This is a genomic window from Noviherbaspirillum sp. FW303-A3, from assembly GCF_058788695.1.
Genome location: NZ_JBYTAZ010000001.1, coordinates 509,297 through 524,953 on the forward strand (window position 1 = coordinate 509,297; position 15,657 = coordinate 524,953).

General features: G+C 59.5%; 16 protein-coding genes. 4 read left to right on the top strand and 12 right to left on the bottom strand.

The window, feature by feature from the left end:
- The first annotated feature begins 1 nt into the window (after position 1).
- Both AC3WOY_RS02440 and AC3WOY_RS02445 read left to right on the top strand, forming a co-directional pair.
- Positions 2–3,328, top strand: a complete 3,327-nt coding sequence (locus AC3WOY_RS02440) for a hypothetical protein (RefSeq protein ID WP_492420785.1) — start codon at positions 2–4, stop codon at positions 3,326–3,328.
- A 625-nt stretch (positions 3,329–3,953) separates the two neighbouring features.
- Positions 3,954–4,331, top strand: a complete 378-nt coding sequence (locus AC3WOY_RS02445) for a hypothetical protein (protein WP_492420786.1) — start codon at positions 3,954–3,956, stop codon at positions 4,329–4,331.
- Here AC3WOY_RS02445 and AC3WOY_RS02450 read toward each other — a convergent pair.
- Entirely contained in the window at positions 4,291–4,569 is a 279-nt protein-coding gene (locus AC3WOY_RS02450; RefSeq protein ID WP_492420787.1) for a hypothetical protein, read from the bottom strand. The two genes, AC3WOY_RS02445 and AC3WOY_RS02450, sit on opposite strands and share 41 nt — an antisense overlap.
- 105 nt (positions 4,570–4,674) lie before the next feature.
- On the opposite strand from AC3WOY_RS02450, the gene AC3WOY_RS02455 reads away from it, so the two are divergent.
- Positions 4,675–5,190: a hypothetical protein gene (locus tag AC3WOY_RS02455; RefSeq protein ID WP_492420788.1), complete on the top strand. Its 516-nt coding sequence runs from the start codon at positions 4,675–4,677 to the stop codon at positions 5,188–5,190.
- 192 nt (positions 5,191–5,382) lie between these two features.
- Here AC3WOY_RS02455 and AC3WOY_RS02460 read toward each other — a convergent pair whose 3' ends face one another.
- The 10 genes from AC3WOY_RS02460 to AC3WOY_RS02505 all read right to left on the bottom strand — a co-directional run bounded on the left by AC3WOY_RS02460 (position 5,383) and on the right by AC3WOY_RS02505 (position 12,554).
- Positions 5,383–5,700: a hypothetical protein gene (locus tag AC3WOY_RS02460; RefSeq protein WP_492420789.1), complete on the bottom strand. Its 318-nt coding sequence runs from the start codon at positions 5,698–5,700 to the stop codon at positions 5,383–5,385.
- A 53-nt stretch (positions 5,701–5,753) separates the two neighbouring features.
- Complete coding sequence (locus AC3WOY_RS02465) at positions 5,754–6,581, bottom strand: PRTRC system ThiF family protein (protein ID WP_492420790.1); 828 nt, start codon at positions 6,579–6,581, stop codon at positions 5,754–5,756.
- Positions 6,569–7,267, bottom strand: a complete 699-nt coding sequence (locus tag AC3WOY_RS02470) for a PRTRC system protein A (protein WP_492420791.1) — start codon at positions 7,265–7,267, stop codon at positions 6,569–6,571. The genes AC3WOY_RS02465 and AC3WOY_RS02470 overlap by 13 nt, the downstream gene beginning before the upstream one ends.
- Entirely contained in the window at positions 7,257–8,000 is a 744-nt protein-coding gene (locus AC3WOY_RS02475; RefSeq protein ID WP_492420792.1) for a PRTRC system protein B, read from the bottom strand. Before AC3WOY_RS02475 ends, AC3WOY_RS02470 begins: the two co-directional genes overlap by 11 nt.
- Positions 8,001–8,015: 15 nt before the next feature.
- Positions 8,016–9,023, bottom strand: a complete 1,008-nt coding sequence (locus AC3WOY_RS02480; RefSeq protein ID WP_492420793.1) for a PRTRC system protein F — start codon at positions 9,021–9,023, stop codon at positions 8,016–8,018.
- On the bottom strand, positions 9,020–9,289 hold the full coding sequence (locus AC3WOY_RS02485) for a hypothetical protein (RefSeq protein ID WP_492420794.1): 270 nt from the start codon (positions 9,287–9,289) through the stop codon (positions 9,020–9,022). Before AC3WOY_RS02485 ends, AC3WOY_RS02480 begins: the two co-directional genes overlap by 4 nt.
- The gene (locus tag AC3WOY_RS02490) at positions 9,240–9,446 is read right to left on the bottom strand and encodes a PRTRC system protein C (protein ID WP_492420795.1); all 207 of its coding nucleotides are present in this window, start codon (positions 9,444–9,446) and stop codon (positions 9,240–9,242) included. Before AC3WOY_RS02490 ends, AC3WOY_RS02485 begins: the two co-directional genes overlap by 50 nt.
- 250 nt (positions 9,447–9,696) lie before the next feature.
- A complete protein-coding gene (locus AC3WOY_RS02495) occupies positions 9,697–9,867 on the bottom strand; it encodes a hypothetical protein (RefSeq protein WP_492420796.1) in 171 nt (56 codons plus the stop codon).
- Between the two features lie 391 nt (positions 9,868–10,258).
- Positions 10,259–10,717, bottom strand: coding sequence for a PRTRC system protein E (locus AC3WOY_RS02500; RefSeq protein WP_492420797.1), 459 nt, complete (start codon positions 10,715–10,717; stop codon positions 10,259–10,261).
- A gap of 79 nt (positions 10,718–10,796) precedes the next feature.
- On the bottom strand, positions 10,797–12,554 hold the full coding sequence (locus AC3WOY_RS02505) for a PRTRC system ParB family protein (protein ID WP_492420798.1): 1,758 nt from the start codon (positions 12,552–12,554) through the stop codon (positions 10,797–10,799).
- 359 nt (positions 12,555–12,913) lie between these two features.
- On the opposite strand from AC3WOY_RS02505, the gene AC3WOY_RS02510 reads away from it, so the two are divergent.
- The gene (locus tag AC3WOY_RS02510; RefSeq protein WP_492420799.1) at positions 12,914–13,498 is read left to right on the top strand and encodes a JAB domain-containing protein; all 585 of its coding nucleotides are present in this window, start codon (positions 12,914–12,916) and stop codon (positions 13,496–13,498) included.
- 400 nt (positions 13,499–13,898) lie between these two features.
- Here AC3WOY_RS02510 and AC3WOY_RS02515 read toward each other — a convergent pair whose 3' ends face one another.
- Positions 13,899–15,602 (bottom strand): hypothetical protein, encoded by a 1,704-nt coding sequence (locus tag AC3WOY_RS02515; protein WP_492420800.1) that lies wholly within the window; start codon positions 15,600–15,602, stop codon positions 13,899–13,901.
- Positions 15,603–15,657 lie beyond the last annotated feature (55 nt).

Sequence of the window (15,657 nt, forward strand, 5' to 3'; positions counted from 1 at the left end):
AATGAATCAGACGAACGACCAGCCCCGCAACATGCATCACATTCCGAGTCCAAGCGAATTGATGCGCACCATGCATCCGGACTTGTTTTCGGATACCCGTGCCAGCGAAGCCCCCCTCCTTCCGCGAGCCGTTTTCGAATACCACTTAGAGACGCTCACAAGCCGCAAACAGGAATATGAGTTCGAGCACTTCTGCCGGAAGCTTGCAGAGAAGGAAATCTGTCCCAATTTGCGAGTACAGACCGGGCCGACCGGCGGCGGCGATAGTAAAGTGGATACGGAAACCTATCCAGTTGCAGCAGAGATCGCTGAACGATGGTGGGTTGGAGATGCGAACGCTGGGGCTGAACGCTGGGCGTTTGCCTTCAGTGCAAAAAAAGCTTGGAAGGCGAAGATTAAGGCCGACATCGCCAACATTCTCTCCACCGGCCGTGACTACAAGCGTATTTACTTTTTTTCAAACCAGTTCATCAGCGATAAGGAGCGGTCCAAACAGGAAGACGGGCTCGCCAAGCAAGCCGGCATTCCTGTGCACATTGTCGATCGAGCCTGGATTGTCGAGAAGGTCTACGAGAATGGGCACCTGGATTTGGCCGCCTCAACCCTCGCGATCGAGGGCGCAGGTAGCGAAAGCCTCCGCGCGCCTGGCCCCCGCGATGCAGCCAGATTGGCAGAACTGGAAGAGCTCGATAGGCAGATCACCGACCAGAATCGATATCACTGCGCTCGCTACCAGTTGGTCGAGGATTGTCTGCGTGGTGCGATCTTGGCGCGGAGCCTGGAGCGCTCTCGCGACGAAGTAGAAAACCGGTTTGCGCAAGCCGAGCGGATCGCTCAGCAGTTGGGCTTCCGCCAACAGCAGATGCGGGTCGCCTACAATCTGGCATGGACCGCTCATTGGTGGTACAACGACTTCCCTTCCTTCAATCGGTTCTACGATGAAGTCGAACGGTACCTCGAAGATTCCTCTCAAGCCGGAGAAGTCGAACGCCTGCTGAATCTTTGGCAACTCCTGCCGCCTGCCGTGGCGGCCGGCCGGCTCAGTGCACAAGATGCCAAGGTCGAAGATCGTCGCGCGCGGTTGGAGGCAATGCTGCTGGCCATTGCCGCCGACTCTGCCAGACCGAACAATGCCCTGGAAGCCCGCACTAGCCTTGCCTTAATCAAGGCCGCTCAAGCCTATCGCGATGGCGCAGGCGGGCAGCGGGATGCCGTTTGGGACGAGTTTTCTCAAATCGTGGACGCGTCAACCGGATTGGGAATCTATCCGATCGAGCGCCTATCGGATTTGCTCCAAGTAATCGGCAAACACGTCGATAGCGCGGCATTCGACGCCTTGTATGAAAAGGTAGTTGATGTCGTCCGACAACGCCGGAGCGAAGGCGAAGCAGGGAAAGCTTATAGTACGCGCGGCACGCAAAAGCTCCAGCAAGACAAGCCGTATGAGGCCATCCAATGGTTTGGCCGGGCCGAAGAGCTTCTGATCAAACAAGAGTACCGTGCCGAACTCGTCCTGGCGCTGGCTGGCAGCAGTTGCGCCTACGAACGTGTCGGTTTGATCTGGGCAGCGCGCAATAAGATCCTGGTCGCCGTAGAACGTAGTACCGCAGTTTTGTTGCAAGAAGGGGAATTTATCCTACCAGCGCTGCGAGCACTTCAGCAGCTAGTATGGACCGAACTTCAACTCGGGCGTATTCCTCATGTTCTGAACGTCATGACCATGGCGGCAGTTGTTGCCGCGCATCTCAAGCTTTCCGAAGAGCGCCAAGCCGCCCACCAAGACGAAGTGATGATGCAAGAAGCGGTGCTTGGCATCCATCTTCTCAATATTCCCTATGGTGACTTACCTTCAGTATCGCGACTCCCGGATGTTCTCGAACGGCTTGGCCTAACAAACGCCCGACTGCCATTGCTTTATGCCTTGGGACAAGTACAGGCAATTTACGACGAACATTACTTTCCTGCCGACGAAAACGAAGACAAACTCCAGTCCTTTTTTGAACGGTGGCACGATCAGCCCGCGGCAAAGGACATTTCAGCGTATCCGGTATTAGTGGATGGATCGACGAGTTTCTTGAGGTCGACCATTCTCGGCTCGAAAATTGTGCTCGAAACGCCCAGCAATCCCGTCTCCTTTGGCGTCGCCGAATCCCTGCTGGGGGCGCTTGAGGCTTTCGCAGCCACGAGCGACGAAGGCGATCTGCTTCCGCATCGAGAACTTACCACTATCGTTATCCAAGCCTCCAACCATGTCGTGGGCATACCGGAGATTCATTTCTCGGATGACGGCATCACTCGCATCGAAATTCTGCACCCAGTCGACCTGCGCTTCTCGGGTCCGGAAGACTTCCACAATTTTTCGAATTGGTTACAGGAGGCGATCATTACCCTCCTCGCCCGGATATTCGTCATTCGCGACATCCAGACTTGGCTCGACAAAATCGCCGGACAGGAACGCGCCTTTTCCCGTGCGTTGATACTTGGCGATGCGTTGACGCTCGATCGCAATATTTTCGGCGAGCAGTTCAAATTCCAACTTGCCGACTGGATAGACGATAACGACAAGGTCTATGAACGACTGCGGCCTCGGCCTTGGCGCGACACCAAGGTAGCGGACACTGTAGCGTTCCCGGATTCGGGTCACCCCCTTAAATTCGGTTCTGGCCCGCCGCCTCCCGACCTCGTGGATACGAGCCGACTCAAGCACACCGATCGGCACATTGGATCACCCATCGATATTGAACTATGGGACCGCGCAAAATGGTGTGGAACGCTTTTCGCCGAAGCAGAGGGAACGCCGCCCATTCTGGGCATCATGTTTGAAAATGGCCAGGCTGGCCAAGCCATCTTCAGTGCATGGCGCGACCGTTGGGCAAAGGGAGGTGTGGACGATGCCTTGCGTGTGGCGATTATTACCGGCGTTTCGGCCAGAAACCCTGCTCACTATGCCGTCACGGTGGGGCCGAACCTAACCCAGTTCGAGCAATCTCATGCAAAGACATTTGTGGCAGTCTCCCGCATCAATCGCATGGAGCCAATGACGTCGCACAATCTCGAACGCTTTCTTGCAGCTTATCGCCGATACGGCGGATTCTTTCTCGTTTCGGCGCAAGCAGGTTCGCCACCTACACCCGATTACAACCTCTGCCTATTCAGGCGCCAGCTCGACATCCGGCCAGCTTGGCAAATCACTGAAAATGATCTCGATATGATGGTCTTGCAGGAAGATGATGATCCGATTGTCCCGGCGACCGTGTCGGACCCGCCGGTAAAAAATGCACTGGAACGGATCAGGACGTTAAGGCAACGGAGACACTCTGACGCGTAACCGTGCCTTCGCGACGACAGGGCGAAAACACTTTTCATCGAAGTATCAGACGTGATTGCTCGCCTCCATACGGCCATCCGAAACACCTCCACGAGCACGGATTTTCGCATGGTATAACGCCACAATCCGCGTCGCCCCCTTGAACGCGACTGCACCAAGTGCAATACTCAAATCGCTTATTGTGGGTATCGAACCTACACAGCCTTCACGCTGTCCTGTCGTCAGGCCTTGCGTGAAGTCCGGCCATCCATGTCGGCGTCGCAGTCGTTACCTGCCCCGGAGTTATCGGAACCCGTTCCGATCCAGTCACGCAAGTGGCTCGTCGTATCCGTTCAGTTTCATACACTGAACATGAAGCATGCCGGACGACCTTCGGGTCTGCCGGTGTCGGATGCCGAGCGTTCGTCTGCGCCTGGTGCGTGGCCGATGTTCGTCATTGAGATGTGTGTTAGAAGCCGGCCCCAGTTCGCAAGGACTGCGGACCTTTTGTGTTTGCGCACGATGCTTACCATGCGCGTGCGCTCACCAAGCGCCTTTGGTCCGCCATAGCCACAGGCATCCCTAGCGGGGGACATCGTTCCCTGCCGGGGAGGGGTGTTCCCCTTCTTTATGGAAGGAGAACACCATGTTCGCAGCAAGTCTGAGTAATCAGGCACGTCCCATCAGTGTGCTGCTGGGCGGTTCCGGCATGCGCCGCATCGTCGAGCAGATTAAGCCGGATGTCGGCGTCCTGTTGAAGCCCGACGGCCTCTGTGCATCGCGGTCGACGCCGATGGAGGTGGCCGCTGCGCCGTGGGAGGCCGATCGCCATGACCTGTATCACACACGGGTGTCGGCCCTCGTCGTCGAGATGGCAAAGGACGATCCGGAACTCGTTCTGGAGAAGATCGGGCAGTTGACGCGGTCAGGCGAGATCGCGCCCGATGAATTGGTTCACATCGATCGCATCGCCCGCCAATGGATCAAGATTGCTCGGGACAATTTGAAGAAGGGTCAACGTTGACGAGGTCGAGCCGGGGCGGCAGTTTCACCCCCTTCGCCCTTGCCAGATCCTGCGCCAGCTTGTCCAGAAGATCCGGTCGTACTTCGCCCAACGCTTCGATCCAAGGAACGAGCGCATCGGCGAAATCGCCCAGCGTTTTCACGCAAGTGAGATCGACACCCAGCCCATGGTGTTCTTCGATTTCCCTGGCCGTGAACCGGAGTGAGTTGCCTGAACGGAGCATCGTGATGGCTTCCATGTAAGTGCAGAGTAGTGTAGCAGCGCTTACCGTCGCCGCAACCCAGGGGAAACTTCGCCGTTTCCCCATTGGGGATGGCGTTCCCCTTTTTATTTGGAGAACCCCATGTCCCAAGAGAAAATTCATCGTTCCCGTGCCCGGCGCAGTGGCGTCGATGTCGAGGAGGAGAAAGCCTGGATCAGCTTCTACCGCCGTGTCGGCCATCCCGCCATTGCCACCGAAGTGATGAACCAACTTGAATCCGATCCGGAAATGAAGCGCGCGCACCTCGCCCTCTATCTGCGCTGCAAGGAAACCTTGCGCGCGCAGAAAGCGCGGCAGGCGCGTCACAAACGCATCGGTCAATTCGTTCGCATGCTATCCGCCGCCCTGTTTGTGACGCCGGTCATCGCGATCCGAAAGTTGTTGCGTCAAAGCGGCGAACTCGCCGTCGAATGTCTGCCCGAGGTGCGCAAGGAGCCGGCCGTACGGCAAGTCCGGGGCTTGGCGCAAGAAACCGAATTCGCGCAAGCGCAATCGGCGTTCGACAGTCAGACGGCGGCGTCCGCATCGCGGCAGCCCAACACTGAAAGCACGGTGAAACCATCCTCGCCTGCCTCGAAAACAGGCAATGCAGGATGATGCGCAGGTCACTCCCTCGAATAGAGGCAGACCGAAGGTTTTTAACCGTATCCCATAGCGATACCTGCGGCTCCGTCCCAGGTATCCGGGATGCGGTCTTTCGTAACCATCGACGCCCCCGCAAGTTTTAGTCACGCTTCAAAAGCGCCTCCCCTCGACGTACTTCATGTCCCCGCTAGCATTGAGTCCAAATCACACCGACTTGCTGCCACAGCAACGCGCACGTTCGCGATCCATCAGCCAGTGTAGAAATCGGGTTTCTTTCGAAACACCCCAATAATGCCGCTTGCATTGCTGGATGTACGCGTCCAGGTCATCGAGCGTTTTCACGTCACCGGGAGCAAACCCGGTGATCTTGGTGAACCGTGCGATTTCGGTTCCGGTTAGTCGAATGTGGTTGCCGAGGCGGATCATCGTCGTCCATGTCAACATGCTGATGCACCAACGATTTTCGCGCTGTTTTATCCGTTTGTCTTCACCTCTTCGCGCTGTTTTCAAGAACATTTTCACCCGTTTCTCCAATCACATCAGAGTGTCACTGCGCTGACATTTTCAACGGTCAATCACGCGGCGTGCGGCAATTCCGCAACAGCCCCCTTCTCCGTGTCATCAAACACATAACCGAATCGGCGCCATGCCACCGGATCGATATCGATTGGACCGCTGCGCTTGGAAGCAAGGTTGACCAGCACGCCATGCTGCGTGAGCCGCCCCTTGGAAAACAGTTCATACAGCAGTTGGACTGCATAGCGCACCGCCACGTCGTTGATGAACAAGCCCTGCGCAGCCAACGACATGCGCACCGAGCATGAAGGCGCATTGTCGTCCGGCACCGACTCATCCAGCAGTTCAGGAAACAGTTCGGTCACGCACGGCAGGCGCGGGGATGGGTGCTGCCGCCTGCATGACGGCACTTCGCCCAGCACCACTTGCGCCGTGGCGTCGGTATTGCCGAGGTCGAGCCAATAGTGGTAGTTGTTATTACTGTCGAACATCCAAGCATGGATCTCCCGTCGCGCCGCCCTGCTATCGACGCAACTGACAACCAGATCGGCGTGGGAACCAAGCAAGGTAGGGCGCTGGCAATCCTGGTACCGGTAAGGCTGCGCAATCCAGTCCAGACCGTAAAACTGATTCAGGCGATGGATCGTCACGACCGCCTTGAACCGCCCGACATCGGCCGGACTGTAAAGCTGGCGGCCAACGTTCGCCTCGGCGACGCGGTCGCCGTCGAACGCCGTCACATGCAGCCCATAGGGATGCCCCAGTGCCTTCATCGCAATATCGAGCCGCGCCAGGCATGCCGCCATCTGCGCACCATTGCCGCCGACGCCAATCAAATGCACCACTATCCGCTTGTTCAGCAGGCCTGCATCGATCACATGTTCCATATCCGCCCTCTTTCCCAACCCAACCAGCTCAGTATCGACCGCCGTGGCCCCGCTGCAAGACCGCCGCTCGTCAGCTCTGACTGTTCCCACGGATGGCGCAACGGTTGGTAGAAGCCGTTCACCGCCAATCGGAAGGCGGCGCTCGGCTTGCCGAGATGAAGATGCCCGAATACGCCGGCAACCTTGATACCCAGGTCGTCGCCGTTGTCGATGGGCGACCAAAAGGCGCGGGACCGGCCATGGGTATGCAGGTCGATGGCGATGGTTTCGTCTTCCTCCAGTTGCGGCATCCGGTACGCGATGCCGTCCGGCGCCGCCTGCAATGCGTCATACACCTGCATGCGTAATTTCCCGGTACGACGCGAGTAAATCAGCCCGCCCGCAATCTCGTCCGGCAATTTCATTCGCCCGGCCTCGACGAATGCTTCTAGCAGCCGCACCGGGATGACGCCGAACGCGAAGGCAATACGTGCCTCAACGGTCCCGTACGGCAACGGTGGAACCGAAGGCAGTTCGGCAATGAGCAGCATGCAATCCAGCCAGTCGAGCTTCACCTGCACGAACACGCCGTTGACCGCGATCACGATCCGCTGTCCGTTTTGCATATCGGGCAACGCGCCGAAGCGAGGCGCCGCCAATACCGGGCAGGCACTCTGCAATGCGCTGTCTCGCGGGTCACTGATCATGCGGCTCTCCCATTCCCAGCAATTGACCGAGCGTCGTGTTGGCGTTCACCAAGACGCGCTCGGGAAAGGTCTTGAATTTGCCGTCCAACATGTCGCGCCAGAAGGCATGCGCGCCGCCGCCATCATGGCCCCGGTAGCGCACCAGCCTGCCCTTGGCATTCGGATGCGTAAAGAACGACCCGAAAAAGGCGGCATTCCAGGCATCGATCTTCTCGGCGGTCGTTCCATCCGGCACCTGCACATTGCCCCGGCAAATGTTGCCACCCTCCCATACGTTGAAATACGGGGACTGGAACAGCGCCGTCCCCAGCGTCGGGCGACGCTTGCCCTTGACCGCCCATACCTTCCAGATGCTGCTCGATGCGGCAAACACCAATCCCGGATGCGGCACGGCCTCGCCGCGCTCCGGTGCGCCCAACTCCGGCGCACGAAAGACGATATGGCGCTTGCCGGGCGGCACCCACCACAGCAGCAGATCGCCATCCATGTACAGCACCGTTTCCGGCAAAAAGCCGCCATGCGCGACGCCCTTGGCCAAGGCGCGTGCCAGTTGAATGGCCGCTCGCGGCGTCATCGCCTGCCCGGCCAGGATGACCGGCTCGCCATCCACGTGTTCCACCTGATGTACCGTTGCCAATGCACTGTCCGACGCGCCGCGGTAGATCAATACCGCAGAATCGAGCCGCAAGATGCCATCGGTCTGCGTTCGAATCCGAAATTCCGCCTGATTCATGGTTCACCTCCAGCTTCAGTTTCCCGCCGATAGCCGGTCGATCAAGCGGTCGAGCAGCCGGATCGCCCTGAACCGCACGCGCATCGCGCACTGCCATCCCCGCATGGCTTGCGGTGCGTCGAGGGCGATCTCCAACTCCCCCATGCGGTCGCAAAACTCGGACTGATGCGCCAATTGCAGCAAGTCGTCGTAGATGCGCACGGTCGGGTCATCCTCGCGCCACGACAGCACCGCGCCAAAGCCGATATATTCGCCATCGACATCGGAGCGAAATTCGTCCTCGATGCGCAATGTGGCCAGCGCCAGCACGTCGGCCGCAATGTCACGTCCCAAGGAATCGGATGCCCCCTGCGCCAGCCGTGCCAGTGCGGCACGCGACAAGAAACGCTTGCGCGGCGTGGCGATGGCCCATGCCGGGAATGCCTCGTCCAGCTTTTTGCGCGTCACCATGTCCTCGCGCATCGCTTCCCGCTCTTCTTCGTCGTCGCCGCATTCCATGTCGAGCGCGACTTCTTCATTCTCGTCCCCGCACCAATAGATATACGAAGCGACATCGCACGCAAGATCGGGCGTGAACAGCGGATAGACGAAACGGCTCTTCTCGCGCAACACATCGAGCACCGCCGCACCGAATCCGGCCTGCTGCCGCTCCAAAGCCTCCAAGGTGTCGCCGACCACCCATTGCCGCTCGCGGCACTCGCCCCAGCTGATATCGACCTTGTGATAGCGCACCGGCTCCTTGCGCGAGACGGACGGATAACCGCCCGCTTCGTCCACCGCCACCAAGCTGAAATACGGCCGCAAGCAATGCAACGTGCCGAGTTCGCGCTTGACCCAGGCATCAAGCGCCCGTTCGCATACCTCCAACGCGTCGTCCCATGCCTGCGGAATGTCGCCCTCGCGCACCGCTCCCGCCTGGATCAGGAAGCGCGCCACGGCTGCGTTCGCCGCCGCAAGCTGGCACGGCACCACCGACAGCGGAATGGCCCCTGCCAAGCGCGGCAATGGCAGCGCATGATTCACGGCAGAGGCGGCAGCGCCTGCGACGGCGGCAATACCCGAGCCGACGACTGTTGACGATCGGTCGCCCCGCTCACCTGTTGACAGAAGATTTTCCATAGCGTCGAGCATTGCATCACGTTCCGTTTGTTCAAAGCGCGCACCAGCGCCATGTCGGTGGCCGGGGTTTCACCGTTCGCGAGCGTCTCGACATACGCCGAAAACGCCGCGAGCCGGTGCTTATCCTTTGGTGCCGACCGCCCGCTTGAAGGTGATTTGCTGGACGCCATTGCGAATTTCTCCTATCTCGATTTCCGCGCTCACCAATTCCGGGTACTGCGCACTGTACAAGTCGCGGATTTCCCGCGCATCCAGCCCCGGCACGTCGGGTAGTTGGATGCCGTTGTAACGGTATGACCGTTGCACTTCGCTCACTTCGATCGCCATTGGCCGCTCCTTTTCAACAATCGCCGGAATCCGTTCCGGCATCGATAGGAACCATTCTCCCGGCGACAGACCTGCCTTCAACTGGAGCGGCAACGAACCAGCGCCAGGTCTTTATGGGCACAAAAGATTGGCTTGCTTGAAATGCAAGGACAGGGTTCGGCGGGACTCCTATGCCCCAAAAAAGGAGCGAATAGCGCTTGCCCAACAATTGGTGGCAGAGCTGCGCCGCATATGCATGGTGCTTAGCAAGTCAACCAAATCTCTTTAGGAAAAACGACAGTAACGGCCATTTACCAACGGACTCCATGATCAAACCCGCCAGCGCCAGCAAAAAGATCAACCAAATGACCAGCACGCCCAAGCGAACGGGCCACGGATCTTTCCGAAAAAATTCCAAGACATGTTTTTTCGACTGCATCATGAACTCCGCAATGGGCGATAACCGAAGTATCGTCGAGCAACGGCAATTCGACGTCGCGATAAACCGGGCAAACTGCCGTAATTCCGAGCGTGCCAGTTGCAAGGCGTATCGCTATCCTGCCAGTAACTTCGCGGGGTCATATATGTCAAATTTGACAAATTCCGGCACGATTGCACGGAATATGGTTTTGAAAACACCGGAATGTGAGGGGGGATGAAGAACGCAGCGGCCTGACAAGGAGGGCCGTCCAAGATTGCCGCTACGTGGTGATCTGTAATATAGCCGCTGCACATGACGGCATCGGCGTCACGTGAAATTGTCACGCGCTATCGGATACGCCCATGGCCACCCGAGGCCGCCACGGACGATTGGATTATTTCCAATTCACTCGTTATCCAAACAAAGCCAGTGATTCACCGGGCGCAGGATGCGAGGCTGCGTTGCCGCCGCCCTGTTCTGCCGTGCCGTCAGTGCCTGTTTCCTCCGGTGCGGTAGAGGCGGACGGCGATTCTGCGGCCTGCGGTGGCTTGGCGACCGTCGTCATCACCTCGGTCGCCTTCTTCGCGTGGTGGGACTTGGCCGCTTCCAATACCTCGCTGGTCGCCTCGGCCTGTTCCATCAGGCTTGCGCGCTTTTCCCGATACCCGCGCAGCGCCGCGATGAATCCGGCATCGAATTCCTCCGGCGTTGCCGTCAAGGTCAGGTCTTTGGCGAGCGCCGGTTCGCCCACATCCTTCTTCGGCTTCGGCAATACGCTGATGGTCAGCCGCCCGCCCTTCTCGTCCGCATTCACGACCATCGTCAGCGTGGCGGTCGTCGCCAGCGCATACAGTTCTGTAAACATCGTCATCGTTGATTCTCCTTTCGAGGGAAGCCCTATGAGCCATGTTACGGGTGTTCTATCGCCTGTCCAGGCTCCTATCCGGCGATTACGCCGAAACCGATTCTTCGCGTTCTTGAGAGTGCGCCTCGTGTTCCGATCCGCTTCCATTCACGATGCCTTCTGCCTCTTGCGTCACCGCCGCACGGCGTAGCGGCTTGCGCGGATAGCGCATCACCTGCGGGACAGCGCCCTGATACGCGAAATTTTTAACCGAAAGCAGCGCATCGATGAAAGCGTCCTTTTTTCCGGCACGCGCCGTCTTGAAACGCTCGCCCATCGCCTTGCGCAAGCCGAGTTCCGTGGCCAAACTTTCCAACTCGCTCATCGTGAACAGGTCGAGGAAGGCTTTATTCAGTTGAAAGTGCCGCTCTTCTTCGACTTGCAGATAGTTCAGCAGCACGCCGAGATTGGTTTCGTCCACGCCGAAGGCCGCCGACGCGGCGACCGCCTGCACCAGGCAGGGAAGCTGATCCGTGCTGAAGCCGACAACCCGTTCGAGATGGCCGTGGAATCCGGTGGCATTCGACCGTTCGTTCCCGATCACCTTGCCGACCGCTTTTTCATACTGCGCGGCGCGCATGTCTGCCCCGCGCCCGGCCAAGGTCAGTGCAATCAGCGCCCGCTGGTTGCGTTCCGGGTGCGCCATTAATTCGTTCGCCGCCCAGCGCCGCCATTGTTCGACGCGATACTGCAAAACCCGCTGCGGTGTCTGATTCGACGGCTTCGGATTGACGGTCTTGGATCGGTTCGCGTTGGCTGGTGTGCTGCCGCTGGCGGACGCGGCCACGGCCTGCACGTCCTTGCGCGCCGCCTTTCGCCAGTCGGCCACTTTCTTCGTATTGCATACGGCGTCGAAGCAGAGGGATTTGGTCACATACCCATACGAACCCGGCATCGCCGATACGGCGCATCCGAACGAGCGGCACCCCTCGCAGGCGGAATACTGTTGCGCGCCGACGCCAAGTTCGCCCTCGGCCGTCACGTGCAACGCTTGAAAACCGTCACTCGGCTTCACGATCCGGATGACTTGATATTCCTCCTTGAGCGCCACGGCCTTGGCCTCGATCACCTGCATGGTCAGTTCGTCGAAATGCGTCGGGTGCTGGCAATAGCCCTCACCGAGCGATTCGGCAAACAATCCGGCCTGCCGCGCCGAATTGTGGATGCATCCCGCGCATTGCGCCGTATCGAAGATCGCGTCGGCGAGCCGCCGCGCATATTGCCCAAGCTGCTTCTTCAATACCGCGACCGGCACCCGATGGGCGACGACGCCGGTCAGCACCTTGTCTTGCGTGGCGGGCGGCACCCCGGCGAGCAGTTCGGCGTGGCCGACCAGAATCTGCCGCTTGGTCAATGCCACCAGCACGGCGGGCGTACAGGCGAGCAGCGCGAGGCGGCGTTCCAGCAGCGTGACGTTCCAGCCAATCTGCCGCGCCGTCTCTTCCTTGTCGCCGTTGTTGCGGTAAAGCTGGCGCTGCGCGGCCTTGGCTTCCTCCGCGACCGATATGTCGGCGCGGTGGAAATTCTCGATGAGCGCGATCGCATCGGCGTCGGTGTCGCCCACTTCAAGGATTTTCACCGGCATGTCGTAGTCGTCGCCAAAAACGTTTTTGGCTGCGCGCCAACGCCGTTCACCGGCGACGATTTCGTACAGGTCGGAGCCATCGATGGGGCGGACCAGGATCGCTTGCAGTACACCATAGGCGCGGATGCCCTCTTCCAATTCCGCCATTTCCTGCGGGTCGAAATATTCGCGCGGATTCTTGCCTTGCACGATCCGCGAGAGCGGTAACGTCTCTTGCATAAAAGCCTCCATGTTCTGTGTGCCTTCGCCAGGCGTAAGAACATGGTCTCAACGGCGTTTACGCTCTCAACCCCGCTGTTTCCGTTTCACCGATGTGACCGCCACCGAAACAGGACCGCCGCAGCGGCGCATTGACATGGCGAGTGCCGTGGATGGTTGCGACCAGCTGCGGCGGATGCGACACTGAAGCTGCATTCCCGATCCGCCGATCGATCCCCTCCGTCAGGAGGTTCTGACCACGGTCAGACGTCGCAGTCGTTACCTGCCCTCTAGCTACGCACGCGCCATGCGTGCATCCCGTGCGGGAACCTCGTTCCCCTCGGGCGCGGCGTTCCCGCTTTTTTTATTTGGAGAACGCCATGAGCAAACTCTCAGTCATGTCGCGCGCCGAACTCATTTGCGAACTGCTCGCGCCGCCTCCTGCGGCGGCCGTTGCAGATGCGTCGGCGGCATACCTGTCACCCAACGGTTCACCGACGCTTGCCCCCAGCGCCACGCTTGTCCGCCAAAAGCTTGCGGTGGCGCGCGAGATCCTGCTGCGCGACTTGGTCAATCAGATGCAGTCCGGTCCGGCCTTGAACTCGCCCGATGTGGTCCGCGCCTGGCTCAAATTGCACTACGCCGTGCTGGAACACGAGGTATTTATCGTGCTGCACCTCGACGTGCGCAACTGCCTGATCGGGGACGAAGAAATTTTCAGGGGGACGCTCACCCACACCAGCGTCTATCCGCGTGAAGTGGTGAAGTCCGCACTGGCCCGGAATTCGGCCGCGCTGCTGCTCGCGCACAACCATCCTTCAGGCAGCCCGGAGCCCAGCACCGCCGACCGCGCATTGACCCAAGCGCTGAAACAGGCGCTGGCCTTGGTGGATGTCCGCGTGCTGGACCATTTCATTGTCGCAGGCGACAGCATCCTGTCCTTCGCACAACAGGGTCTGTTGTAGGCGAGTTATCCATTGCTAACCCCGAGGGGGCCACTCTTGCGGGCGGCTCCCTTCCGTTTTTCCGAAAGGAGATGAAATGAATGCGCCTCGTTGTCCTGCCTGTCCAGGATTCGGTCGATTACTCGGTAGTCTTGGCGGCCTGAACTGGTTCCGTTGCCGCGATTGCGGCATCGATTTTCACCGCACGCGCCGTTGGAGAGTCCAACGAACCTCATCGACTGAATCAGCTCGGGAACGTCATCCAGGTTAATGCCGTTCCATGCCTGTTGCGCCGGGAAGATTTCGTTCGCGCTCCCCGCCCGGCGCCGGCGCTGAAAGAACTTGTGGCGAAAGTGAAGTTCAAGTAAGCGCATGCGTGGGAGCGGCTCGCCCCGCTCTCACGCACCTTCTCGATTTTTTCTCAGAGACTAGGTCCATGGTCGTGTTCCGCCTCTCGACCGAGAAAGTGCTTCAAGCCGGCGGAACGAGAATAGTCATGTCCGTGCCGGCGCGCCCATTCCTGCGCCCGCCGCATCGCATAATTCAAGTGGTCTGCATCGCCGCCAACCGACTGAATCAGCATGTATTCGGTGAGTCCCACGCTGCCCTGGCTTTCCACCCAGTCGAACGCGTCCTGGAAACTGGCGAACGCTGTCCCGGTCGTCCCACACAGGCCACCAGCCAACGCTGTCGCCAGAGACTCGCCGTACGACTCCCAGTTGATCGCGGAAGATCCGCTTCGAGCCTGCCTTCCGCTGGCGTCGTTGCCTTGGCTGACCTGCCGTCCCAGCACGTCCAGCGAAATCGGCGCCAACAGCGCCGGCACGGACGCCAAGCCATCGAGCTGCTTGCGCAACAACGCATGCAAGCCCAGCCAGCGCCCCGTGGATTCCCGATGCAGGCTGACCAGCGTATCGAACTGGCGCCAGCCATGTTGAAAGACATCGACCGTCTTTTCGTCATGCATCGCGCGCTTGAACTGGATATTGGCAACACGGCAGTACTGTCGATCCGGTAGCACCACCCACAGCATCAGCAGCACGTCGCCGCCGATAGCCGTCTCCGCCTTGGTATTTTGCAGATGCAGCCGCGCAGTCCGGATCGCCTGCCGGTCAAGACCCAGCGCAGACAGCGTTGTCGCCCCCCATGCCTTGATCTGCGCCTCCCATTGCGCGCACCACCAGTCGGCCTTCGGATCCTCGGCGCTGGCGCTGTCCAGGCTCTTGCGCGCATACCCGGTGATGGCGGATACCGCGGTCCAGAAAATGAGCCATGCTTCATGACGCTGAAACGCGTGCGGATCGGTGCAGCGCGTCAACAAGGCCGTCAGCGGTTCCAATTGCGGGTACGGTGAGGCAGTCAACAGTGCGTGCAGTGCCCTCGCTGTCGCCAGTTCAAACGTTTGCGCTGCATCACCGATGGGATTGGGAGTATCGTCCAATAGTTCCCGCAGCACATTTTCTGCCTCGGCCAGCGCCGCATAGCGCGCGACCAACGCGGGGAGCCGATCCTTCAGGAAGGATTCCAGCTGGTCGAAATAGTGAAGGACCGCTGCCAGTCCGGCTTTGGTGTCAATTGAAGGCGCATGATCGGCTCGCGGCGCATGGCGGTCGATGATGGCTGCGTATCGCCCCACTTTCATCGCAAGCTGCTGCTTCAGCGCGGTGGCCCGTTCCCGGAACGCAGTCGCGGCAACATGTTTCTGCCTCTGCTGACGCTGGAGGTCGAGCGTGTGCTGTGCCGCTTCGCGGTGTTGCGAATTCTCCGAGAACAACGTCCATGCGCGTTGCTGCTCCGCTTGCACTGCCTGATCAACCTGCGACGCGTCGTCGATCGTCTTGGCAAGCGCCCGGATTTCCCAATACGTGAAAAGGCGCCGCCACCACGGCAGTGCCAGCCGCCGCGCATGCTCCTGGCTAACGACGCGAATCGTGCGCTTCGCCTGTGCGCCCCGCTCCAGCAGCTCTGCATATTGCTCGGCGAACCTCCCTTTCAACAGATCATCGATCGACCCGCTGCCGGAAAACGGTGCGGGATGTCTGCGCACCAGGCCATCAAACTGCTGTTGTGCCTGGTCGAGGTAGCGCACGCAAGGTATTGTCGATAGCACAGAATGCTCAGCCACTTTCCCCTCCCACAACATCGGGCGGCGGTGGTTTGGTTAAGCCGGCATCCCGCCA